Source organism: Xenorhabdus sp. SGI246 (assembly GCF_040838225.1).
Classification (GTDB): Bacteria; Pseudomonadota; Gammaproteobacteria; order Enterobacterales; family Enterobacteriaceae; genus Xenorhabdus; species Xenorhabdus indica.
In genome coordinates, this window is record NZ_JBFPEZ010000039.1 from 128,297 (window position 1) to 153,560 (window position 25,264).

The 25,264-nt window shown below is 39.9% G+C and carries 22 protein-coding genes; 7 read left to right on the forward strand and 15 right to left on the reverse strand.

The features are described from left to right. Positions 1–559 precede the first annotated feature (559 nt). The 3 genes from nadR to serB form a co-directional block, all read right to left on the reverse strand. Positions 560–1,786: a multifunctional transcriptional regulator/nicotinamide-nucleotide adenylyltransferase/ribosylnicotinamide kinase NadR gene (gene nadR / locus ABLA85_RS09565; RefSeq protein ID WP_367963482.1), complete on the reverse strand. Its 1,227-nt coding sequence runs from the start codon at positions 1,784–1,786 to the stop codon at positions 560–562. 158 nt (positions 1,787–1,944) lie between these two features. Further along, positions 1,945–3,333 (reverse strand): DNA repair protein RadA, encoded by a 1,389-nt coding sequence (radA, locus tag ABLA85_RS09570; protein ID WP_367963484.1) that lies wholly within the window; start codon positions 3,331–3,333, stop codon positions 1,945–1,947. Between the two features lie 45 nt (positions 3,334–3,378). After that, positions 3,379–4,356 (reverse strand): phosphoserine phosphatase, encoded by a 978-nt coding sequence (serB, locus tag ABLA85_RS09575; RefSeq protein ID WP_047678246.1) that lies wholly within the window; start codon positions 4,354–4,356, stop codon positions 3,379–3,381. Between the two features lie 117 nt (positions 4,357–4,473). Here serB and ABLA85_RS09580 point away from each other — a divergent pair, with 117 nt between their 5' ends. Then, a complete protein-coding gene (locus tag ABLA85_RS09580; RefSeq protein ID WP_187649717.1) occupies positions 4,474–5,130 on the forward strand; it encodes a YtjB family periplasmic protein in 657 nt (218 codons plus the stop codon). A gap of 635 nt (positions 5,131–5,765) precedes the next feature. Here ABLA85_RS09580 and ABLA85_RS09585 read toward each other — a convergent pair. The 4 genes from ABLA85_RS09585 to metC all read right to left on the reverse strand — a co-directional run bounded on the left by ABLA85_RS09585 (position 5,766) and on the right by metC (position 9,833). Continuing rightward, on the reverse strand, positions 5,766–6,125 hold the full coding sequence (locus ABLA85_RS09585) for a hypothetical protein (RefSeq protein WP_367963486.1): 360 nt from the start codon (positions 6,123–6,125) through the stop codon (positions 5,766–5,768). 303 nt (positions 6,126–6,428) lie between these two features. Beyond that, positions 6,429–7,274 carry a 2,5-didehydrogluconate reductase DkgA gene (gene dkgA, locus ABLA85_RS09590; protein ID WP_367963489.1) on the reverse strand — a complete coding sequence of 282 codons (846 nt, stop codon included), beginning with the start codon at positions 7,272–7,274 and terminating at the stop codon, positions 6,429–6,431. 402 nt (positions 7,275–7,676) lie between these two features. Next, positions 7,677–8,348 (reverse strand): DedA family protein, encoded by a 672-nt coding sequence (locus ABLA85_RS09595; RefSeq protein WP_367963491.1) that lies wholly within the window; start codon positions 8,346–8,348, stop codon positions 7,677–7,679. Between the two features lie 270 nt (positions 8,349–8,618). Continuing rightward, positions 8,619–9,833: a cystathionine beta-lyase gene (metC, locus tag ABLA85_RS09600; protein WP_367963493.1), complete on the reverse strand. Its 1,215-nt coding sequence runs from the start codon at positions 9,831–9,833 to the stop codon at positions 8,619–8,621. Between the two features lie 389 nt (positions 9,834–10,222). Here metC and exbB point away from each other — a divergent pair, with 389 nt between their 5' ends. Both exbB and exbD read left to right on the forward strand, forming a co-directional pair. Continuing rightward, a complete protein-coding gene (exbB, locus tag ABLA85_RS09605; protein WP_367963495.1) occupies positions 10,223–11,263 on the forward strand; it encodes a tonB-system energizer ExbB in 1,041 nt (346 codons plus the stop codon). A 6-nt stretch (positions 11,264–11,269) separates the two neighbouring features. Next, positions 11,270–11,695, forward strand: coding sequence for a TonB system transport protein ExbD (gene exbD / locus ABLA85_RS09610; protein WP_367963497.1), 426 nt, complete (start codon positions 11,270–11,272; stop codon positions 11,693–11,695). 100 nt (positions 11,696–11,795) lie between these two features. Here the strand turns inward: exbD and ABLA85_RS09615 are convergent, their stop codons facing one another. The 6 genes from ABLA85_RS09615 to ABLA85_RS09640 form a co-directional block, all read right to left on the reverse strand. Beyond that, positions 11,796–12,182 (reverse strand): cytidine deaminase, encoded by a 387-nt coding sequence (locus tag ABLA85_RS09615; RefSeq protein ID WP_367963498.1) that lies wholly within the window; start codon positions 12,180–12,182, stop codon positions 11,796–11,798. A gap of 37 nt (positions 12,183–12,219) precedes the next feature. After that, positions 12,220–12,480 (reverse strand): HPr family phosphocarrier protein, encoded by a 261-nt coding sequence (locus tag ABLA85_RS09620; protein WP_367963501.1) that lies wholly within the window; start codon positions 12,478–12,480, stop codon positions 12,220–12,222. A gap of 20 nt (positions 12,481–12,500) precedes the next feature. Beyond that, positions 12,501–13,940 carry a glycoside hydrolase family 1 protein gene (locus tag ABLA85_RS09625; RefSeq protein WP_367963503.1) on the reverse strand — a complete coding sequence of 480 codons (1,440 nt, stop codon included), beginning with the start codon at positions 13,938–13,940 and terminating at the stop codon, positions 12,501–12,503. Then, positions 13,927–14,289 (reverse strand): PTS lactose/cellobiose transporter subunit IIA, encoded by a 363-nt coding sequence (locus ABLA85_RS09630; protein WP_367963505.1) that lies wholly within the window; start codon positions 14,287–14,289, stop codon positions 13,927–13,929. The genes ABLA85_RS09625 and ABLA85_RS09630 overlap by 14 nt, the downstream gene beginning before the upstream one ends. 35 nt (positions 14,290–14,324) lie before the next feature. Further along, the gene (locus tag ABLA85_RS09635; RefSeq protein WP_367963507.1) at positions 14,325–15,560 is read right to left on the reverse strand and encodes a PTS transporter subunit EIIC; all 1,236 of its coding nucleotides are present in this window, start codon (positions 15,558–15,560) and stop codon (positions 14,325–14,327) included. Positions 15,561–15,632: 72 nt separating this feature from the next. Then, entirely contained in the window at positions 15,633–15,947 is a 315-nt protein-coding gene (locus ABLA85_RS09640) for a PTS sugar transporter subunit IIB (protein ID WP_367963509.1), read from the reverse strand. Between the two features lie 183 nt (positions 15,948–16,130). Between ABLA85_RS09640 and ABLA85_RS09645 the strand changes: the two genes are divergently transcribed. After that, positions 16,131–18,053, forward strand: a complete 1,923-nt coding sequence (locus tag ABLA85_RS09645; RefSeq protein WP_367963511.1) for a transcription antiterminator — start codon at positions 16,131–16,133, stop codon at positions 18,051–18,053. Positions 18,054–18,140: 87 nt separating this feature from the next. On the opposite strand, the gene ABLA85_RS09650 is transcribed toward ABLA85_RS09645, so the two are convergent. After that, complete coding sequence (locus ABLA85_RS09650; protein WP_367963513.1) at positions 18,141–18,779, reverse strand: TetR/AcrR family transcriptional regulator; 639 nt, start codon at positions 18,777–18,779, stop codon at positions 18,141–18,143. A gap of 519 nt (positions 18,780–19,298) precedes the next feature. On the opposite strand from ABLA85_RS09650, the gene ABLA85_RS09655 reads away from it, so the two are divergent. Then, positions 19,299–20,450 carry a porin gene (locus tag ABLA85_RS09655; RefSeq protein ID WP_367963514.1) on the forward strand — a complete coding sequence of 384 codons (1,152 nt, stop codon included), beginning with the start codon at positions 19,299–19,301 and terminating at the stop codon, positions 20,448–20,450. 165 nt (positions 20,451–20,615) lie between these two features. Here the strand turns inward: ABLA85_RS09655 and rdgC are convergent, their stop codons facing one another. Continuing rightward, a complete protein-coding gene (gene rdgC, locus ABLA85_RS09660) occupies positions 20,616–21,527 on the reverse strand; it encodes a recombination-associated protein RdgC (RefSeq protein ID WP_367963517.1) in 912 nt (303 codons plus the stop codon). Between the two features lie 278 nt (positions 21,528–21,805). Here rdgC and mak point away from each other — a divergent pair, with 278 nt between their 5' ends. Together mak and ABLA85_RS09670 are read left to right on the forward strand one after the other, a co-directional pair. Continuing rightward, positions 21,806–22,714, forward strand: coding sequence for a fructokinase (mak, locus tag ABLA85_RS09665; RefSeq protein ID WP_367963520.1), 909 nt, complete (start codon positions 21,806–21,808; stop codon positions 22,712–22,714). A 262-nt stretch (positions 22,715–22,976) separates the two neighbouring features. Then, positions 22,977–24,932 carry a bifunctional 2',3'-cyclic-nucleotide 2'-phosphodiesterase/3'-nucleotidase gene (locus ABLA85_RS09670; protein ID WP_367963523.1) on the forward strand — a complete coding sequence of 652 codons (1,956 nt, stop codon included), beginning with the start codon at positions 22,977–22,979 and terminating at the stop codon, positions 24,930–24,932. Positions 24,933–25,264: the final 332 nt, after the last annotated feature.

Sequence of the window (25,264 nt, forward strand, 5' to 3'; positions counted from 1 at the left end):
GTCTTAGAGTCAAATGTTAATGATATCCGCTATTACTGAGAAGAAGATAACATAAATAAAAAGGTATAAATTATTCTGTTTTTATTCCAATTTTATAATAAGGAAAAAAGTCATTTTACTCATGTCAAAAGGCCAATATTTTTTACATCACCTCCATCCTTAATAAAAATCACACGGAAATTATGTGGTTTTTGTTGATAATAAATGAATTTTATATAGATAAATCAATAGGTCCGTTAATTAAATGACTTATTTCTCGACAATTCAAGCCTAAACAGTAAAACCTAAGCATCAAAAAATATTATTATCACAATTTATTTTGTTACTGATGAAAAAATAACACAATGAAATATTTAATTATAGAGTGTTTTACAATAAAACATGAAATAATAAAAATTACTATAGAAAATAAATCATCTTAATTAATCATTATATAGTAACCGTTCAGGTTATTAGTATATATGTCCTAATTTTTCAAGTTGCCGCCTGGTTATTTGCGCTTATTTATCTGCTTTATCTGCCATTGCGGCTACTTGAAATCTATTGATATAAAAATGAGTTATGCCATTAACATTTCCTGAACAAGTTCAACACAGCGAAGAAAACGTTGATCATAATCAGGTGAGTTAACACATACATAATCAATGTTATTTTTCTTCAACAAGCTTTTAAGCAATTGCTGAAATTCTTTACGCTCTTGTTCATTGCCCAGGCTTCTCAGCCCATCTGCCACCCAGGGCGTGTTATTTTCCAAGAGAATGACCAGATCAAATCGATATTCATCAACCATTGCCTGAACAAAGGGATGTTCTTTCCCTTCGTAGCGTTTGCAGAATGCCTGTGTTGTGACAAAGTCAGTATCAATAAAGGCGACTTTGTTGGCATATTTTACTGAGAAATCAATGTATTGTGCGTGTCCTAAAGCTATTTTATCGTAATCGGAGTATTGCAGAGCCATCTCATCTCCCCCTAAATGGGAAAATACATACTCACGCCCATATTCCCATGCACTCGTCGTGTTAAACATATTCGCCAGTTTGTTTACCAACGTAGATTTCCCACTTGATTCACCACCAAGAATAGCGACAGTACGCACAAAAAACGGCTTTACTTCTGTCGGGATATATTCCCAATAATGGAAAGGAGCCTGTCGTATCTGGCTTCCACTGATATTCATGAATGAGCGTTGTGGGTCAATAAGGATAGTTTCAATGCCAAAATGCGCTTTATAGCATGGGACATCCTGTGCTTCGCTGGAATAGATATAGTCAGGATTGATGCCTTTTGTGGCCATGAAGCGTTTTGTACTTTCACTCCAGGATTCCCAACCGTGTGGATAGGGTTCCATACCTTGTTCATCAAAAGCGTGGATATGGATATTTTTTTGATATTTAAACGTTTGTAACAACCATCTCAGACGGTCACTGACCGTAGGCTGTTGAGACATTGAGCTATTGATAAACAGCTCTCGATCCCGTAACTCGTCATAGCAGAGAATGACGTGCAATTCATCGACTTGGCTGGATGCTCGTTGGATTAAATAAATATGCCCGGTATGTAACGGGTAAAATTTACCAAACACGACACCGATAGTTTTCTTTTCCATAGGGTACGCCAATCCTAAATGTTGATGAAGAGATGCTAATTTCTGTGCGCTCGGACTTTTTATCTTGCCGTTAATAAGTTGGCTTAAATAGCCTTTTGTCATACCACATGCATCAGCGACTTGCTGTAGTGTGTGATTCGCCTCTTTAATCACCTCTTTTAAATAGTCAAATTGTCCCATATACCCTCCTTGTTTAGTATACTAAACAACATAACATGCTTACTGTGAAAGGTAAAAACGAAATTAATAATAATTAAATTCTTATCTAATCCCGGAATTAGGCAAACGGACGATGATTAAATAAAAATTATATCGTCTGTTTCCTTATATATTCATGGTTAGTCATCCAGCTCATCAAGAACAGACAGAGCATCTGTCAATTTTTTGACTCCAAAGACTTTCATTCCCGGTAATGCTTTTTTCGGCATATTAGCATAAGGCACAATTGCCCGTTTAAAACCGTGCTTGGCAGCTTCTGAAATACGCTCCTGACCACTGGGGACAGGGCGAATTTCCCCGGCCAGCCCAACCTCACCAAATACCACTAAATCACGGGACAAAGGGCGATCACGAAAGCTGGAAACTAAAGAGAGCAGTAATGCAAGGTCAGCGCTGGTTTCAGTCACTTTTACCCCACCGACTACATTAACGAAGACATCCTGATCTGCCATTTGCAAACCACCATGCTTATGTAATATCGCTAATAGAATAGCCAGACGGTTTTGCTCAAGCCCCACGGCTACCCGACGAGGATTCGACATCATGGAATGATCAACCAAAGCCTGAATTTCCACCAGTAAAGGACGAGTCCCTTCCCAGACAATCATAACGGAGCTGCCTGAGGTGATTTCATCACCACGACTCAAGAAAATGGCGGAGGGATTATTCACTTCCCGTAATCCCTGTTCGGTCATAGCGAATACCCCTAATTCATTGACTGCACCAAAACGGTTTTTATGACTACGGAGAGTACGGAAACGAGAATCGGCTTCACCATCCAGCATCACCGAACAGTCTATACAGTGCTCCAATACCTTCGGACCAGCCAGAGAACCATCTTTTGTCACATGGCCAACCATGATAATTGCAACACCGCAGGTTTTAGCAAATCGGGTCAGATAAGCCGCAGTTTCCCTGACTTGTGCCACACTGCCGGGTGAAGATTGGATATCAGCCATGTGCATAACCTGAATGGAGTCAATAACTATCAGCTTAGGTTGTTCCTGTTCGGCAATCAGACAAATCTGTTCAATGCTTGTTTCCGACAACATGTTCAGTTTATCCGTCGGCAAGCCTAGCCGATGTGCTCTCATTGCCACTTGTTGCAACGATTCTTCACCCGTTACATATAAGGTTTTCATCTGCTCAGATAGTTGACACATGGTTTGCAGTAACAGGGTACTTTTGCCTGCACCGGGGTTACCACCTATCAAAATGGCACTCCCAGGGACGACTCCACCGCCCAGTACACGGTCAAACTCTTTAAACCCAGTGGAAAAACGAGGCCGCTCTTCCAAACTGATTTCGGAAAGTTTTTGTACTTTACTGACTCCGGCATCTCCTGCATAACCACTGAAACGATCATTGCGGGAAGAAGATGAAGTTGCGGCCAAACGCACTTCTGTAATGGTATTCCATGCCTGACATGCAGTGCATTGCCCCTGCCAGCGCGGATAATCCGCCCCACATTCGTTACAGACAAACGCCCGTTTTGCTGCTTTTGCCACTGTATACTCCCTGATATGACTGCTCTGGACAGCTAAAAAATAACTTTAACGCTCTTCGTGTTTTAAGCCGCCGCTCAAAATACACAAAACGCCCATCAAATCCGCATGGCGAATACCTACTTTAGCGTGTGTATATACTTTCGGTTTTGCATGATAGGCAATACCCAGTCCTGCCTTGCGGATCATTTTCAAATCGTTGGCACCATCCCCGATTGCCACAGTTTGGCTAAGTGGAATATCCAACTCTTTTGCCAGCCGTAGCAAAGTGGTCGCTTTATATTTTGCATCAACAATTGGCCCTTTGATTTTGCCTGTCAATTTGCCATTTTTTATTTCGAGCTGATTGGCAACTGCGGCAAAAAGGCGCAATTGCTGGCGAAGATTATCAGCAAAGAAGGTAAAACCCCCGGATGCAATGGCGACATGCCAGTCCAGAGATTGTAGTTTGCGGACAAGGCTGGTCAAACCCGGCATAAGGGGGAGTGTATCCATCACTTGCTGTAATATAGCGGCATCAGCACCAGCCAGTTGGGCAACTCGCTGATGTAAGCTTTCTGAGAAATCTAATTCTCCCTGCATTGCTCGTTCTGTAATCTCAGCGACTTTGTCACCAACACCAGCCAGTCGTGCAATTTCATCAATACATTCAATCTGAATGGCGGTTGAGTCCATATCCATGACTAACAACCCTGGCGAACGCAAGCGTGGGATTTGTCCCAATGGAACAACATCCAGATGACATTCATCTGCTAAGCGTTTTATGCGTGGAGAAAGGCTTCCTGCGATGCGAACAACTTGATAATCATCAATGCGCCATGAGGAAACGACAACAATGGCGGCTCCCAGACGATGCTGGAAATTACTAATACGTTGTTTATCCAAATTGCGACCATATAGTAACCAACCACTGTCTCCTGCCCGGTAATCCAGTGGCATAACTTCATCCCCACTGAGGGATAACGGTAATCCCGGCCATTTATGGATTTCATCGGGTAAATAGCGATAGGCCAGATTGTTAGACATGAATATCGGCTCCTGTAATTCCATGTAATTTTGGCAGGTAAAAAATGCTTTTCAAACTATCCTATCATTATTATATCTGGCAACATTGGAATGTTACGAGTTTGGGGTTGGATAATTATGAGTAAAGCAAAACTAAAATTTCGACTGCACAAGACGGCGATTATTTTAATCTGTATAGCACTGCTGGTGTTGCTGATGCAGGGGGTTTCCTATTTTAGCCGTTCACAGCAACAAGCCCATATGGATCAGTTTGAAGATTTAGCGAATACATTAGCAAAACAGGTTGCATTCAGTCTGTCTGATTATATGGATAACGGCAGCAAAGATCTTAATAATAAGAAGATTATGGACAATCTGAACTATTTGACCAACAAAAGCCGCATCCTGGATGCCAGTGTTTATCTGGAAAATGGAACACAGGTTGCACGAAGTGGTGAACTTGTCTCTGTTCGTGAGCGGTTATCTTTGGATGGTAAAAAAGCAGGTAGCTATTTTAACCAACAAATTGTTGTTCCCATACCGGGTAAAAATAAACCCAAAGGCTTTCTCCGTTTGACGTTGGATACTCACAGATTAGCAACAGAAGCCAAGCAAGTAGATAACACGACTAATTTGCTCAGAGTTATGCTGCTGCTAGCATTGGCGATTGGGTTTATTCTTGCTCATAACTTGCTACAGCTTGCTCCTAGCCGTTGGCAGCAATCACCTTATTTGCTGACCGCTAATACCAAATCATCGGATGGCGAAGACAGAGTAGATAATTCCACCCGCTAGCCGGGTTGGATACCAAAATAGAAAATAATTCGGGGTGAAGGGCATGGTATTGCCTGAGCAAAATGACTCAGGATGGTGCTGTTTTTAGTGATCATCGTAAAAATCCTTATCATCGTAATACAGCTTGAAGCAGATGGAATAGATCAGACAATGTAATAGTGCTGCTGCAATGGAACCATAAAAAATGATGGCATGATGTGGAAGTGCCGAATGAACAAGAGGAGGATGCCCAAAACGGAAAACATACATATGAAAAGAGATAGCTAATATCGTTAGTATAATTCCGAAAACATTGTAATGGACATGGCTTGATAATAGGAACCGTTTTACTATAAAGAAAAAAGGAATCAACATTAATAGAGAAATTATTATGTAAGTCATTATCATTTACCCTGATGCTATTTGAAATTTCACCATGAAAACATTTATGACGATTATCACTATAAATAACGTCTTCGCTGATCAGTTTATTTTTGCTGTTACCTAAAGTAATAAAGCAAGAGTAGATCGTGGTTTGTATATAGATAGTAAACATAGTTATTATTTATATTTCTTATAAGTTTGATTAGTTTTTTAATTATTGATATAGCAGCAGGTTATACAGGGGTATTTTATATTTAACTCTGTTTTGGTAACTAGTAATTCAATTTTAATGGTAATGCAATACCAATCATCAAAAATAATAATATAACCAAAAAGGAATTTATTAATACATAAAGTGGCCGTTTTGATGGTGTTGAAACAGGCGTTTCAAGGTCAGGTTTTTTTTCATCTAATAAATATTTATTATCGTCAATCTTAGAAAGTATTTCTTCAGCGCGCTTACGGTCAGAACGATGCACCAATAGCTTTACTCCGCCAAAAGCATGGGAATACATATAGTTATTCCACACCAGGCCTTCATCAATTATTTTTGCGTGTATACCCTCAGATAACATTCTGCCAAGGATAATATTAGCCTCTATAGGTGACATAAAATTAGCTAAAAACTGCATATATCCTCTTTGCGGAGATATGTTCCACATAAGCACCTCTCAATCATATTTTTATCAATTAGATACATTGCCAATTAAATAACCAAATCTATTGAGTATGGTTAAAGTATAATTGAATATCGGATGCAAATACTAATTTATACAAATAGATTTCAAACCGTAGCTTAAGAAACGAAAATCTATTACAAAAAGTCATGAATAAAAAATGTTGTATTTAAACTGCCTGAACTCTGTAGGGGGCAGAATTCAGGCATGATTTTTCAGTTTATTATGCTGGACTATCATTAAGATTTTATATGCGTTCTATCCTAAATTGAGTACAGTCAGATTATAAGTATCGGGATTGGGGCCAAGACGTTTACCTATATCTAACCTAGCGATGGAAGCCAGATCTTCTTTCTCTAATTTGAAATCAAAAACGGCAAAATTTTCTTTAATACGGTGAGGAGTGACTGATTTGGGAATAACAATCATGCCAGAATCAAGATGCCAGCGAATAACAATTTGAGCCGGTGTTTTTTCATATTTAACAGCCAGATTTTCAATTATGGGGTGGTCAAAAACACCTTTTCCACCGTGAGACAATGGGCTCCAGGATTCAGTTGTAATATGGTGGGTGGCATTCCATGAATGAAGTTGTCGCTGTTGCATCAGTGGATGCAGTTCGATTTGATTGATTACAGGTGAGACGCCTGTTTCTGATATTAATTTCTGTAAATGTTCAATGTGAAAATTACAAACACCAATACTGCGCACCAGTCCCGACTCTTTCAATTCAATGAACTGCTTCCATGTTTCAACATACTTATCTTGCAGGGGGACAGGCCAGTGAATCAGGAAAAGATCGACGTAATCCAGTTTTAGCCGATCCAGACTTTCTTGTAATGCGATTTGTGCATCCTGATGGCGATCATTCCACAGTTTGGTTGTGATAAAAATCTCTTCGCGTGGAATATTGCTTTCTTGTAGTGCTTTCCCTACGCCTTTTTCATTGTGATAAATTGCCGCAGTGTCAATAGAACGATAGCCTACTTCCAATGCGGTGTGGATAGCGTTAACAACCTGCTCATTACTCGCTTGCCAAACCCCAAGCCCTAATTGTGGCATGAGGTTCCCATCAGCGAGTTTAATTATTGTCTGCTGACCCATTTTTACCTCCTTCAGATTTGGCATATCAGATGGACACTTCGTAAGTTCGCTTACTGGCGGCAAGCGTATATCCTGGTGTTCACCTAACACAATCAAACCTTGCTGTTTTAGTTTTCTGAGCATACTCGGTATTGGACTGCCATCAAGTTGAAATTCCGAATACGTTCAGCATATTGCAGGAGTTTTTCACGTTTAGCATCCCATTTTTCTTACAGAAGCAGTAACAGAGTCCACTCTATTTCAGAGGTACTTAATTTTTCTGTCAAAATTTGGTCAGAATTCAAATCATTGACAATCATGATACCTGTCGGAGCGGACTCTAATTGTTTTACTTTTAAGATTGATGAGTTAATAACCAGAGAAAACAAAGGTTTTTAAAATAGCGATGAATAACCAATATATTCATTTACGTTTTCTTGATGACGCTTTTTTGTGGCGCCAATACATCAATAGAGATGCGGTAAGACCGCTGAACAACAGAATGACAGGCAAGATCATCAAGATATTCATGACTAAATCCTGATGCGCTTTGACGAAAGGGATTTGATTCAAGATATAGCCAAGACTCACGATTATGATGACCCATAAAAAGCCACTTAACCAATTAAAAAATTGAAAGCGTTTATTATTCAGTCCAGAAATACCTGCAAAAGTTGGCAGGAGAGTACGGACAAAGGCGAGAAAACGCCCGATGAGCAACGCCGCCAAACCATGTTTGGTAAATAAGATATTGGCACGTTGGCGGTACTGTAGAGGAAGTTGAGCCAACCAGTTCTTAACGATACGGGTATGGCCTAACCAGCGTCCTTGCAAATAACCTAACCAACATCCGAGACTTGCTGCAATAGTTAATAAAATGATGGTCGGAAAGAACCCCATAACACCTTTAGCGATTAACGCACCAGCAAGAACCAGAAGAGTATCGCCGGGCAAAAATGCGGCGGGTAACAAACCGTTTTCTAACACCAGCGTGACAAAGATAACACCATAAATAATCCAGATGATATCGGGATTGGCGAGTTGGGTAAAATCATGCTGCCAAAGTGCATGCACGATCCCGTTTAACGTTTCCATTATTTATCCTGTAATTTCTGCACGATACCTTTACACAACCGTTTTTGCGCAATTGTTTTTGAACAACTGTTTTTGAATAACAGTTTTTGAACAACAACAAAAAGTATCAAATAAACACATGTGTCCCAGTGTACCGCAAATTTGCTGTGGGGGAGGTGATTTGATCTGGCATGAAGAGAATCAATTGAAGATAAGGAAGAAAACAGTGGCCATCTGTAGCGGGAAGATAGCCATTCAGGGGGACGATCATTATGTATTAAGTTATGTATGTTAACGTACAGCAATGCGGGTAAAAGCGGCATCCAAGTCAGCAATCAGATCCTGGGGATTTTCGAGTCCGATATGTACACGGATTAACGTTCTTTCTTTTTTGGGAAAATGATAATGTTTGGAAAAATGATAGTGGCGTAAAGTCGCGAGTGATTCAGGTGATATACCCAAAATTAATGATTCAAATCCTCCCCAGGAAAACGCCATTTTAAAGTGTTGTAAATTATCAAGATAATCAGAAAGTTGAGTAGGATTCAGGTTAATATTCAGGAGGAAAGAGAACAGCCCGCTGGAACCGGTGAAGTCACGTTGAAAATAGTGATGTCCGGGACAAGAAGGTAGCGCGGGGTGATAAACCTCAGCGACTTCAGGCCGTTGGGATAGCCACTTAGCAATTTCGAGGCTGCTTTCTTCATGTTGTTTTAAGCGGACAGCCAGCGTATGTAATCCACGGGTTGCGGAATAAACTGTATCGGGGTCGGCAATTTGCCCCATCAGATAAGAATTTTCCCGCAGTTGATCCCAACAGCGTTTATTGGCGACAGCCGTGCCCAACATGCCATCCGAATGGCCGATGATATATTTTGTGGCGGATTGAATAGAAATATCGACACCAAAATCCAATGCCTTGAAGAGAATACCGGCAGACCATGTATTATCGATCATAATGACAATTTCAGGATTAACCTGCCGGGCAGCCTGTACGATAGCAGGGACATCCTGAACCTCCATCGTGAGGGAACCAGGGGATTCCAGAAAGATAACCTTTGTATTTGGTTGAATGAGCGTGGCAATCTCTTTTCCGATCATTGGGTCAAAATAATCGGTGGAAATATTCAGCTTTTTGAGAACGTGATTGCAAAACTCTTGCGTCGGTTCATAGGCAGTCCCTGCTACTAAAATATGGTCGCCTGTTTCTACAAATGACAGAATACTGTTGGTAATAGCGGCTGTACCGGATGGATACAGTGCACACCCCACGCCGCCTTCCAGCTCTGCCATTGCTTCCTGAAAAGCAAAATGCGTCAATGTGCCACGACGCCCATAGAATAGTTCACCGTTAGCACGATGTTTTATGGCGTGTCTCAAATCTTCAACCGTTTTGAAAATGACGGATGAAGTTCGTTGGATAATGGGGTTGACAGCATTAAGCGTGAATTTATGCTTTCTTCCGACATCAACCAGTTTGGTCTCCAGTTTCTTTTTTTCTGCCATATGATTTCCCCCTCAATTAACGTTGATTACTCAAATAATCATTGCAAGTTAAAAGATTTGTCACGTTTTTTACAAAGGGATTCTTGCAACTTGACGAAAATTCAAGGTGATTGGTGATAGTGAAAAAAAGGGTTGTGGTGAAATCGCCTCTTTTCATTACCACTTTTTTATTAAATAGTAATGATAATTACTATCAAATCGCTCAATGTCTGATATCATTTGGAATGGACTTTTCCCTCACGTGATGAAAAGCATGAAATAGGGCTAAACGGAACCTTATCAGGTGGAAAAGCGAGCTATGGCTCAGGATATATTAGGATTAGCAAGATGAGTAAACGCGATTCATTGCTAAGTAACAGAATCTATAAAAAAGAGAGTAAGGCTAACTGATGCGTAATTTGACAGCTTCTATTCTATTGGCACTCGGGTTAACAGGTTCAGCGTGGGCTAATACCGCACCAGCTAATACCGTACCAGCTAATACCGTACCAACAACAGCGGCTGCTGCGCCAGAAAATCAGGCTGCCACTCAGGTAGCGGCCCCGGCAACACCAGTATCTTCTACGGCTCCGCAAGCAGGAGAGACGAAGGCAGATCCACAGCAAGGCGAAGCTCAGAAAACGGATGCGTCAGCGCCGGCTGAACAGCAAGCAGTAACGACCGAAATGACTGAAATAACAGAAGCAGCGGAATCAATTGCTGTGGAAGGTTCTGAAAACTTATCCAGCGGTTTTGCAACGGATCTTTCCGTTTGGGGTATGTATCAGAATGCGGATGTCGTGGTAAAAAGCGTCATGGTAGGTTTGGTGATTGCTTCTATTATTACATGGGCACTTTTCTTCTCCAAAGGAAGTGAATTATTAATGGCTCGTCGCCGTTTACGAAGAGAGCAACTGGCATTGTCTGACGTTGCTAATCTGGATGCAGCCGTGAAAATTGCCGCTGATTTCGGTAAGAATAGTATCAGCCACCTGTTATTGAACGAAGCACAGTCTGAACGCAACTTATCTGTTGAAAGTACTGACAAAGATGGAACCAAAGAGCGCGCCTCATTCCGCATGGAACGTGCTGTTGCGGCAATCAGCCGTCATCTGGGACGTGGAAACGGTTATCTGGCGACTATCGGCGCGATTTCACCGTTTGTCGGCCTGTTTGGTACAGTCTGGGGGATCATGAACAGCTTCATTGGTATCGCGCATTCACAAACTACTAACCTGGCGGTTGTTGCTCCGGGTATTGCAGAAGCACTCTTGGCGACAGCATTGGGTTTGGTTGCTGCAATTCCGGCGGTAGTTATCTATAACGTTTTTGCCCGCGTGATTTCATCATATCGTGGACAAGTAGGTGATATGGCGGCACAGGCAATTCTGTTGCTTGGCCGTGATCTTGATTTGGCTGACAGAAAAACTGAACAAGCAGAAACAAGGTAGTCAATTATGGCAATACGTCTTAATGAAAATTTGGACGATAACGGTGAATTACACGAGATTAACGTCACGCCATTTATTGATGTGATGTTGGTGTTGTTGATCATCTTCATGGTGGCAGCACCACTGGCAACAGTTGATATCAAAGTCGATTTACCTGCATCGTCAGCCAAACCACAACCGCGACCAGAGAAACCGGTCTTTCTGACAGTAAAAGCAGATCGTCAGCTATATGTTGGTGATCAATTGGTTGAGCGTGACACGCTGTCTTCGGTACTGGATCAAACAACCCAAGCCAATAAAGAAACCACGATTTTCTTTCAGGCGGATAAAACTGTGGATTATGAAACGTTAATGAGCGTGATGGATTCTCTGCGCAAGGCTGGCTATCTGAAAGTTGGTCTGGTCGGAATGGAAGCGGTAGAAGCTAAATAACGTTATTAGTGGTTAATTTACTTGAATAATAGAAACTGCCCGAATGATTAAATCGGGCAGTTTTCCTATCAGGCTAGACACAAAATAATAATAAAATACCCTACAGATTTTTCCAGTCAAACGGCAGTAATTCTCCAAGTGGCAAAACCAACTCTTTGTTTACTTTCACCTCGGCGTGGATATTTTCTCTATTGATCTGACTGATAAACTCCCGACAGCGGCCACAGGGGGGAATGATAGCTCCAAATTTATTAACCGCGATAATTTTAATAATCTGAGTTTCTCTATGTTTTATCATATCTGCAATGGCACCATGTTCTGCACAAAATCCCATTGAACAGGCAGTATCAATATTCATACCGGTATAAATATGCCCGGATTTACACTGAATAACCGCAGCTACATGACCATATTTAATATATTTATTTAATTGTGTCGGGGAAATAAGTTGATGTGCGATATTTTCCATTTCATCAAAAGAGATCATAAGATATCTCCAATAGACAACCTATAAGATATAGAACTTACTCTTTAATATTACGAATAAGATCAATAACTGATTGCGCGATCTCCTCTTCATTTTCTCCTTCAACCCGAATAGTGACTTCCATGCCACTTTTTATTCCCATTGACATAATTTTGAACATGCTTTTTAAATTGGCACTTTTATCCCCCCTGATAATTTCTATTGTGCCATTGTAAGTTTTGGCTAAATTACAAAGTTGGGCAGAAGGCCGGGTATGCAGCCCCGAAGGGGCTGTGACTACGACGGAATATTCGATCATAAATTTACCTAAAAAGAAAATCAGGATTCAGTTAATGAACCACCACGTGTCTGAATAACTTGCTGATACCAATAAAATGAATCTTTCTTATAACGGCCGAGGTCTTTTAGATCGTCATCAGTGCGATTAACATAAACAAAGCCATACCGTTTTTTGTAACCATTGCTGGTGGAAAGAAGGTCAATAAAACTCCACGGATTATAAGAGAGAACCACAACACCCGAATCCATCGCTCGTTTTATAGCCTGAAGATGTTTTTCCAGATAATCAATGCGGTAACTGTCATTAATGGTGCCATCAGATTCCAGTACATCATCAGCACCGAAACCATTTTCCGTGATCATCAACGGCTTCTGATAGCGGGTATATAAATCGCGTAACAGATATTCAAGCCCAAGCGGGTCGATCGCCCAATCCCAGTCTGTGGTATCAAGTTGTGGGTTTTTATGGATCTGATAGTAATGAGGTTGGATCTCATAGCCGTCAATGTGTCCTTTGATACCTGTTGGATTAAAACCATCCATTCGTCTCTGAGCATTTGCTGGCGCTGCGGCAGCGGTATGGCTGCAATAATAATTGAGTGCCAAAAAATCAGAATAGCCCTCTTTGATTAATTCCATATCGCCGTCTTCAATATTGGGCGCCAGACCATGATTTTTCAGGTAATTCAATGCGGATTGATTATATTGTCCTTTCAGATAGATATCGGTGAAATAGTAATTGCGTAGATCATTGGCATTTTGGGCCGCCAAATTATCTTCTGGTTTGCTGGTCAGCGGGTAAATAGCGGAATATCCCAATGCTGCGCCGACCTGACCATCAGGCACCCATTGATGAACTAACTTACAGGCAATCGCATGAGCCAGATTCATATGGTGATTTATCTGATACTTAATCTGCTCATTATGAAGATATTGCTCAGGGATAAAACACTTTTTCGTCCAGAATTGTACGATAATACTTTGTTCATTGATGGTCAGCCAATATTTGACTTTCCCGCTATATTCTCTGATGACAAATTCAGCATAATAGGCAAAATCATTTACACTTTGTCTATCGATCCAACCATGATATTTTTCCACCAATGCCATAGGCATATCATAATGATAAAGTGTCGGGATTGGTGTAATACCGTTTTCCAATAGTTCATCGATAAGATTGTGGTAAAACTGCACGCCTTTATCATTAGGATTACCGATCCCGTCAGGGAAAATGCGCGACCATGCGATGGAGAAACGATAGGCTTTCAAACCTAGCTCTTTCATTAATGCGACATCTTCTTTATAGCGGTGATAATGGTCACTGGTAATATGAGTATCAGCTAATCCAGGGTTATTATTGAGAATATCTTGTTGTGATAATTTCTTGCCATATTCTTCCGCTGCTCCTTCAACCTGATAGGCACTGGTTGCAGCTCCCCAAAGAAAATCTTCAGGAAACAGAGTATTATTTTTCGACATGCTGTTTTTCCTCTTTATTATTGGTTGTAGTGTGAAGGTATTTATATAAACTAATAATCTCTTCTCTCAGAATTAACTCACTGCGTATCGCCATCAATGTATCCTGAGCATGAATAAACAGTAGACTTAAATGAAAACTATCTCCTTGAGTCTCTTTCTGAATAACTTCAGTCTGTATCTGATGGGCAGATAACATCATTTTGCGTGCTTTTTCCATATATAAATGCGCATTATAAAAATCACCATCACGGGCATATTTTATGGCTTTTTCACTTTTTTCTCTGGCATTACCTGCATCGAGAATTATTTCCATAGAAATAGGAATTAAAATATTTTCCTCACCGTTCATTGTTATTTTCCTTCTAATGGAGTTGGATAGATAACTTATGCTGCATTGGTGCTCTCTTCCTCAATCCTTTTTTTCTCATACACTTTAAAGAAGGGATACCAGGTAATCAGGAATACGGCCATTAGTACGGCGTAACAGATGACAGCCCGCCAATCTTCCGTAATCATGACACTGGAGAACGGGGCAGGTATTTGACCGACCTGAATCATTTTGGCAGGAATATTCAACCAGTCTGAACGCATGAATACCCAGACGATAATAGGACTGGTGATTGCGTTAATCCACATGGGAAGCATTAACAGTGGGTTGAGGACAATCGGTGTACCAAACACGAGCGGTTCGTTGATATTGAAGAAAGAAGGCCCTATGCAGATGTAGCCTGTGGCTTTAAGCTCTCTGGACTTAGAAAACAGCATTAAAAGATTCAATGCGAGAGTGGCACCGGTTCCTCCCATTGTAATCAAAGCCGCTGTATACATGGTTTCATAGGTCACAATATTGGTAGGGGACTGTCCTGCTGCCACCAGCGTCATATTGGCACTGATACCAAGCATAAAGATAGGCATTTGCAGGCCGGTAAATGTCCAGACTGAAATTCCCATCGACATTGCAATAGCAGGGATTAATGCCATGAGTATGAATCCCGGCAATGTTTGCCCGAATGCAGCAATGGGAGAAAAGAGAGAAAGTAGCCGGGAAAAGACATCAACTTCAAAGGTAAATACCAATAATGTTCCTGCGCCGATGGAAATCAGAATCGGGATAATGGCATGTATCCAGCCGACAACAAAATCAGGTAGGGAACTCTCTTTCAATAAACCCATTTTGGTATATAGATGAAACAGATAGGAAACAAATAACCCCGTGACAATACCCAATAAAATGCCTGCGGGACCGAATCGTTCAAAACTGACAATCATGTTGCCGTCAGCGAACTCTGGCTTGATGAACATCATATAGATACAAATGGAAGTCAGCCCGGCAATTAGGGTATAACGAAAATGATGAAGTTTTTCCATCATCTGATTAGCTATCATAAACGCGGTAATTAAACCGAGCATACCGAAAGAGTATTCGGCGATCCGGCCAAGATTGGGCAAAAAAGGAAGGTAAGTACGAAATACATTATAAAAAAATATCAGTGATCCTGCTAAAATAAAAGGAATATTTTTCTGCATGGAGCCAGAAATAGCGGCTACCCACGGCCGCTTAGTAAAATTTTGCATCGCCGGCGCAAATGAGTCAGATAACCACGACATAAATGCTTTCATTTCGCATCTCTCTTTATTATTGTCTTTGTTTATTCTGAGTAAGTGAAATCCCTGGTGTTGTAAAGAGTAAAATTAATGATCTAACGTGTTTATGGCTAATTCCAGTAATGCTTCCCCATCTAATTTTCCATAAATATTTTGGGGTACGACAAGCACAGGAATATTGTAAATATCAGCATGTTTTTGGAACTCATCTTTTTGCGAAGCATAATGAGGGCCAAGAAACAGGATATCGATAACTGAAAAGTATTCTGCTACCTCGCTTTCACTTCTGGCTTCGACGGTAACTGATATGCCTTTTTGTCTGGCGGCATTTCTGGTTTTTGTTGCTAACATTCCACTGGAAATGCCTGCTCCACAACACAACATAATAAAAATATTTCTCATATAAATTCCTTATTATTTTGCTGCTAATTGATTTTTGTTTTTTGACATATAAACTACTATCTTGAATTTTGATTCAATATTCAATTATGTGTTTTCACTTTAGGAGGGCAAAATGATATTTTTTCTAAGCTGATGATCTCAGTAAATTTAAGGTATTATTTATTCATTTAACAGGGGGTTATAATGCTAAGACCTAAGCAGAAGGAATTATTGGATTATTTACTGAATAAAAATACCCCGACGTTAGCAATAAAATTATCTCAGATTTTAAACGTCTCCATTAGAACGATAAAAAATTATGTAGCGGAAATTAATGAAGCCTACGGAGAGAAAATTATTCTTTCTGGACGAACAGGGTATTTTTTATCATCTGATAAAGATCTCAAATTACACCAAAAACCCAATAATCAGCCGAAAACCTATCAGGAAAGGGCATGTTTTTTGATTAAGTCCATCCTGTTATTTAAGAAAAGTAATAATATTTATGATATCAGTGCTGATTTGTATATCAGTGACTCAACGTTAAAATCATTGATATATAAAATGAATAGTTCATTTGAAAGGTTTAATGTCAGGTTTTTATGCAGGAATAACCATATTGAAATTTTGGGGGCAGAACAAAAATTAAGAGAATTGATTTACCATACTATTATCGAACAAACAGATTATCGTTTCAATGAATTAAAAACATTAGAAACCATATTTGGTACTCAACAGGTAGAAATGGTATCTAATCTTATTAAGGAGATATTTTATAAATGGAGCTATTCTGTTTATGATCTCGCTTATAGCAATCTTGTTTTACATTTTCTGATACTGATAAATAGATTAAAGCATGACCAGCGTTTAGATAATCAGCTAAATTTTTTCAGGGATAATAAATTACACTCTATAACTGATGAGTTATGTGATAATCTGCAACATAAATTTAATGTTTCAATATCAGAGAATGAAAGGAATGCCTGTTATACTTTGTTGAAAATCAACATCAGTTCTAATCATACTAAAAATCGTGAATCAATTGATTTGGTAGATGCAGATTTATACCAATTTACAAAAAAAATTATTGAATCTGTACAGGAACACTATCTGATTGATTTTGGATCAGATGATTTTGTCTCATTATTTTCTTTGCATATTTCAGGGCTGAAAATACGGTTGGAGTATAATACTTATACTAAAAATCCTATGCTGGAGGTAATAAAAAAGGAGTGTCGCATAATTTTTGATATCGCTGTTTTTATTTCGTTACAATTAAATGAATTCTTAGGTAAAAAACTGAATGAAGATGAGATTTCTTTTATTTCCCTGCATGTTGGTGCTGAATTTGAACGGCAAAAAAGTCATGATAATAAAGTGCGGGCAGTACTTTTATGCCCTGGTTATCGAGGAATTGAAAATAAAATCTATCATCAATTATTGTGTGATTTTGGTAATGAAATAAGTGTGATTAAGAGAATTTCGTCCCCTTCTGAATTGGAGGCTCTGGAGTTCGAATTATTGATTACAACAATAAATCTTCCTGCCAGCCATAATTATGAAACAGTGTGTATTTCTCCTTTTCAATTACGGAATAAGCGCACGCAGTTGATTAGAAAAATTGATATTGCTAATGCAAACCGGAAGAAGAGGACGCTACAACGTAATTTTGATCTATTTTTTGAACAAGGTCTGTTTTGGTTTGAACCTGGCTTTCAGCACAGAGATGCACTTATTGATGATCTTTGTCAGACAATGTTTGCCAAAGGTTATGTTGAAGCTGATTTTGTCAGATATGTTTATCAACGTGAAAGTGCTTCCTCAACGGCTTTTGGCATTCTGGCATTACCTCATTCAGTAAAGATGGATGCAATAAAAACGGGTGTTGCTGTTGTTATCAGTCCCAAAGGGATACATTGGGGGAAAGATGAACGTGTGCATGTTATTTTTTTAATAGCAATAAACAGAATAGACAAGGCATGTTTTGCAGAGTGTTATGATGCGTTATTAGATATCTTTAGCCATGATAAAGTTATTAATCAACTGCATAAAATAACTTGTTTTGAACGCTTTCGGCAAATGTTGATCGGAACAAATAAATATCAAATTATAGATGATAATGCTTAAAATCTGATTGTCTATTATAAATTAAAATAAGGCGATGAGTGATTGTCATGAACTCAACGCCTTATGTATTTCTGTGAGAAAAAATGCTTATCTCTCAGGTAATCCAGACTTAAGTAAATTTATAATTGCTGCAATGCGGTGGGAAATATCAGTTTCTGGTAAAGGTGGCGTTTGCCCCAGTACCATTTGTCTGAGCGGCTCTGCAATCACCATAGAGATAGCCAACTCACTGAATGTTTTATAATTAAATTCTTTTAATAATCCTTGTTTATATTGCTGTTCTAGCCAATTTGCTAAAATAATTTTGTTTTTTTCAATACCACCTTGTTGATATTTTTCTAAGAAGGTATCCCGATGAGGAAAATCAGACTGTAATAATTTGAATAATCCGACGGCATCTTTAGATAAGGATTTTTCAGCGATCCCCATCAAATAATTTCTCAATGAAATTATAACTTGTTGGTAATTATTGGCATTTTTAGTCAGAGGAAGGACTGTGTTATCTCTCCATTTTAATATAACTTGTTCAATCAAATCTTCTCTATTTTTAACGAAACGGTAGAGTGTCTTTTTGGCGATTTTTGCTTTTTGGGCAATAACATCCATAGTGGTTGTGTTATAGCCCTGATTTAACAGCAGAGAAAGAGTAATATCATGGATTTTCTCACGTATTTCTTGTTCGGGAATTGACGGACGACCTCGTGGGCGTGGATGATTTTCTGCCATTTTAGCACCTTATAAGTTGTCGATATTTAATGTACCGCATTGGCTTTATTCCATTAATAAGGAAGAAATGTTTACTTGAAATAAATGGAAATTTATCAATTTCAACCAAATACAGAACTTACAGTCACTTGTCAATATTTAAAATAAATAATTGTCATATGATCTATGTAATTAGCAGTGAAAAATGCTGCTCAGGACATTTCTTTTATTTTTCATCAACTCCCTTATTATTTATAACTTACTGTTTTTAATAACTAATTATCATAATTGATGTTATTAAATTATTGAAAATATGATTACTATGTGATCTGTCTCACAGGGTAGCACTTTTGGTTAAATTTTGTTAGCAAATCGTTAAATTGGGTCTTAGTATCGCTATTGTTGATTACAAAATTAACCGAAAGGTAACAAAAGTTGCTAAATGTTAGTCTGCCTAACTATTTCTTAGAAAATGTATTTCCTGTCGGTGGAAAAGGTAGGTGACAAAAGGTAATAACAACACTAGTGAGGACCATAATAATGATAAAACACAACGTAATAGCAATGGCGATTCCGGTTTTCCTTATCGCTGGGGCTGCAAATGCGGCCGAGGTTTATAATAAGGATGGTAATAAAATTGATTTATATGGAAAGGCTGAAGTTCAACACTACTTTGCTAAATCAAAAAGCAAAGAAGCGGGTGATAACTCCAGCGGCCGTATCGGTGTGAGAGGGACAACCCAACTTACAGACACAATTTCAGGATTCGGGCGCTGGGAATTCAATCTGGGGGCCAACAGCACCGAAGTTGAAAGCAGCAAATTTGCAAGAACACGTCTGGCTTTTGTCGGCCTTAAACTGGGTCATTATGGCACCCTGGATTATGGTCGTAACTTCGGCGTGGTATATGATGCCAACACGTTTACAGATATGCTTCCCGTTTTTGGTGGCGATAGCATGGCTGCAACTGATAATTTTATGATGGGGCGTTCGACAGGGTTATTAACTTATCGTAATACTGACTTTTTTGGTCTGGTGAACGGGTGGAATTTTGCCCTGCAATATCAGGCCAAAAATGATAGTAGCACTAAAAATGCTCGTGATGATGTTATGCGGCAGAATGGTGATGGTTTTGGCCTTTCCAGCTCTTACGATTTTGGCAATGGTGTGACTGTTGCAGCTTCTTATGGCAATTCTAATCGTACTCAAGCACAAAAACAGGGTACGGCATCAGCTAAGGTACTGGCGAAAGGGAACAAAGCTGAAGCATGGTTGGTATCAGCTAAGTACGATAGAAATAATGTCTATCTGGCAGCGGTGTATGGCCAGGCTCGTAATTTGACCCGATTCGGCAGCGCTGTAGATAATCATGTGATGTTTGCGAATAAAACGGAAAACATTGAGTTAATGGCGCAATATCTATTTGATTTTGGTTTGCGTCCGTCTATTGGTTATGTCTATTCCAGAGGCAAAGACCTGGGCAACGATTTGGGCGAGAATAATTTATTGAGAACCAAAGGATCTGAAGATCTGGTGAAGTATATCTCTATCGGGGCATCTTATAATTTCAACAAGAATATGGGTACTTATGCTGAATATAAGATCAACCTGCTGAAAAATAATGACTTTACTAAAACAACTAAGATTAAAACAGATAATGTTATGGGTGTTGGCGTGATATACCGTTTCTAATTGTGTGCAGTCACATTTGTGTAAAGTAACGATTAGTGTAAGATAATGATAGCCATAACAACGGCCTCAATGGAAATACCATTGAGGCCGTATTCTTTTTATGTCCTGTTTATATCAAGCGGCAGTGTTGTTAGTTGCTTTTTGAAATCTATTAAGTAGATAAAATTATCTTTCAGCTTCACCACCTAGCGCATCAATAGTATTCTTTATCAGTGCACTTAATTCACCAGTCATCAGCGTGAAATCCGCATCGAATCGTTGAGCAACATCTTCACGATCAATATCATCATTTTGTTCACGCAATGTCTCACTGAATTTAATACGTTTGTAAGCGCCATCATCTGACAACATGAATTGAATACGCTCTTCCCAGTCCAGTGCCAGTTTGGTGACATATTTCCCGGACTCAATGTGTGTCGCGATTTCGTCAGACACTAACTCTTGTTTCTTGCAGCGAATAACCCCGCCTTCTTCCAGGATAGCTTTTAATTCAGCTTCATCCATCAGAGCATAACCGGCAGGTAAATTACCTGAACGTACCCACTCAGTTAGTGTCAGCTCAATGGGATCTTTGAACGTCAGGGGAACAACAGGCAATGAGCCAAGTGTTTTTCTTAATAACGCCAGATTATCTTCGGCACGTTTAGCACTGGCTGAATCAACAATAATCAGATTGTTAACGGTATCTATCCAGATATAAGTCTGGCTGAAACGGCTAAATGCTCTTGGTAATAAGGTGTGGATCACTTCATCTTTCAGTGAATCTTTCTCGGTTTTTTTCAACTTCCGATGCTGTTCTCCTTCCAGACGGGCGATTTTGGTTTGTAGTTCCTGTTTAATGACCGGGGAAGGCAGCATTTTTTCTTCCTTGCGTGCACAAATCAGGATCTGATTACCGACAGCATGAGTTAATGCTTCACCATGAGCGCCCATGGGTGGAACCCAACCCGTTTTCATCATGTCCTGACTGCCGCATGGGGTGAATGCCAATGGGCTTAATTGTTTTTCCAGTTCATCCGCAGAAAGTGAAATTTCTCGATTTAAACGGTAAATCATTAAATTTTTGAACCATAACATGCGGTTACCCCATATTTGTGCATTATGACAAATGTCATATGAAACGTTATTTAAAAAGCATAGCTGCGCATGATAACGAATCATGCGGCGAAGCCCTAGAATTTCATCTATTTCCTTTTTGGAATTTCATTCATTATCTAAAACGCCCAATTCCTAAAACAAAGTGACGTTATAGTTCTTGATTGTTAATGCTGCTCAGGCAATGATCTTACGACAACACGATTCAATTAGCCTGAAAAAATTCGGCTGACGGTAAACCACAGAGAAAAAGGTAAGCTATGCGTATAGGTATTGATCTTGGTGGAACCAAGATTGAAGTGATCGCATTGGGCGATCAGGGTGAAGAACTGTTTCGGAAACGGGTGGATACTCCCCGCAATGGCTATCAGCAAACACTGGCCGCTATTGCCGGTTTGATAGCGGATGCGGAACAGGCAACCGGGCAGAAAGGCACAATAGGAATTGGCATTCCTGGAGCAATTTCACCTTTTACCGGAAAAGTGAAAAATGCTAATTCAGTCTGGCTGAACGGTCAGGTTTTGGATAAAGACATCTCCGCTTTTCTAGGACGTGAAGTCCGGGTTGCTAATGACGCAAACTGTCTGGCTGTCTCAGAAGCGACTGATGGTGCAGCAGCAGGTATGCCAATGGTGTTTGCCGTTATTATCGGGACTGGCTGTGGTTCAGGTCTGGTATTTGATGGCAAGGTACATGCAGGTGGTAATGGTCTGACTGGAGAGTGGGGGCATAACCCATTACCGTGGATGGATGACGAAGATCGGGTATATCAGGAAGAGGTTCGTTGTTTCTGCGGTAAACCAGGCTGTACCGAAATGTTTGTATCGGGAACCGGTTTTATGAAGGATTATTTCCGTTTGAGTGGCGTGCACAAAAAAGGCCATGAAATTATGGAAGCTGTAGCTCAGGGAGATAAAATTGCGGAACTGGCCATCCAGCGTTACGAAAGGCGTCTGGCACGGGCATTAGCACAGGTTGTTAATTTACTTGATCCTGATGTTATTGTGCTAGGTGGCGGTATGAGTAATGTTGATCGCCTTTATCAGACCTTGCCGGATTTAGTGAGTGAGTGGGTCTTTGGTGGCGAGTGTGCAACACCGATTAGAAAAGCGCTGCATGGTGATTCCAGTGGAGTGCGTGGTGCAGCGTGGTTGTGGCCTAATAAATAACGATACCCTCTATTTTTGCCCTTTATTTTTCGAATAAAAATGAAGGGCATATCTCTCTGTAACCTGATTTCGGTTAATTTTCTGATTTTGTGAGCGAATTCTGTTTCTATGTTACAGGTAATATCAGAAATACAAGAACAATCAGTACAATCACATACGTCTGTTTGTCGAAGTGGCATATGATGATGCTCGCAGCGACAATCCAGTTTACAGAGATAAGAAATAAACCATTCTGGAAACTCTATCTATAGAGAGGGATAACATGTTGAAGTATGGCTTGAGAATTTCAACGTTAGCGATGTTGGTGGCATTTAATGTTAATGCGGCAACCGTTGATTTACGGGTTATGGAAACATCGGATGTTCATAGCAACCTGATTGATTTCGATTACTTTAAGGATAAACCGACTGAGCAGTTTGGTCTGGTTCGTACTGCGAGTTTAATTAAAGCTGCCAAAGCTGAAGCTACTAACGTAATTCTGGTTGATAATGGTGATCTGATCCAGGGAAACCCAATGGCAGATTACATCGTGGCAAAAGGACTCAAACAGGATGAAGTCCATCCGGCCCACCAACTGATGAACACAATGGATTATACCGTGGGTAACTTCGGTAACCATGAATTTAACTTTGGTTTGGATTACCTGAAACAGGTGATAGCAGGGGCTAAGTTCCCTTATATTAACGCCAATATTATGGATGCCAAGACGGGCAAAAATTACTTCACACCTTATATTATCGTTGATACCCCTGTTAAAGATCGTGAAGACAGAGAGCACATCATTAAGATCGGTTATATCGGTTTTGTTCCACCGCAGATCAGTATTTGGGATAAAGCCAACCTGGATGGCAAAATCGTTGTCAACGATATCACTGAGACGGCAAAAAAGTTCGTACCTGAAATGAAGAAAGCGGGTGCTGATCTGATTATTGCCATTCCGCATTCCGGCTTCTCTCAAGAACCTTATAAAGCAATGGCAGAAAACTCTGTTTATTATTTGAGTGAAGTTCCCGGTATTAATGCCATTATGTTCGGCCATGCGCACGGGGTTTTCCCAAGCGAGGAGTATAACGGTATTAAAGGTGTTAATGTTGCTAATGGCACCGTCAATGGCATTCCTGCCGTAATGCCGGGCCAGTGGGGAGACCATTTGGGGGTTGTTGATATGGTTATCAACAATAGCAGCGGTGAATGGAAAGTGGAATCTGCTAAAGCTGAAGCGCGCCCTATTTATGATAAAACGCATAAGAAAGCACTGGTTGAAAGTGATAACAAACTGGCAGCGATTATTGAAGAAGCCAATCAGGGAACCCGTGATTTCGTCGGCAAGTTCATTGGTAAAGCCTCTGCCAATATGTACAGTTATCTTGCGCTGATCCAGAGTGACCCAACGGTTCAGATCGTTAACGATGCTCAGGTTGATTACACCAAGCGTTTTATTCAGGGTGACCCTGATCTGGCAGATCTGCCCGTTCTGGGGGCTGCTGCACCATTCAAGGCGGGTGGACGTAAAAATGCACCGGCTGAGTTTGTGGAAGTAGAAAAAGGTGACCTGACATTCCGTAACGCGGCTGATTTGTATCTCTACCCGAACACGTTGGTTGTGGTGAAAGCGAGTGGGGCTGATGTTGTGGAGTGGCTGGAATGTTCAGCCGGCATGTATAACCAGATAGATCCTAACTCCACCAAACCACAAGATTTGTTGAACTGGAAGGGTTTTCGAACTTATAACTTTGATACCATCAGTGGTGTCAATTACAAGATAGATCTGACTCAGCCAGCGAAATACGACACAGATTGCCAATTGCTCAACAAAGATGCGAACCGTATTAAGGACGTTACTTATCAAGCTAAGCCTATTGATCCAAAAGCAATATTCCTGATAGCCACCAATAACTACCGAGGTTACGGTGGTAAATTTGCAGGAACAGGTGAAGGCCATATTGCATTCGCTTCACCGGATGAAAACCGCGCTATTCTGGCTGCTTATATTTCCAGAATGACCAAAGAGAAAGGTGTGGTATCAACACAGGCGGAAAATAACTGGTCATTCCTGCCAATCAAAACAGACAAGAAACTGGATGTCCGCTTTGAAACTTCTTCATCAGAAAAGGCCGCGAAGTTTATCAAAGAACAGGCTCAATATCCGGTGAAATATCTGAAAAATGATGATGTTGGGTTTGCAATTTATCAAATTGATCTGACTGATAAAAAATAAACCTTAACTTTATTGATGCCTGTTCGACGGAGCAGGCAACATCATTGATTGCTGATCCCTTGATTTCTGATTTAAAAAGATAATGTGACGATGATTATAGATACGAGATATTACTGTAGATAACACAGTTATCGAAACAGTATGGTAGATTGCTTATCATTTTAAATAATAAGTTCAATGCTAATTATTATGCGTTGTACTTATATCTTTAATCTACTCAAATTATGTAAGAATATTACAAGTAAGAGTCATTTTTTTAAATGGTTAATAATAAAGATGGTAATTATAAATATGACAGTAATTTAATAATAAAAAACAGTTATGGAGAGCAC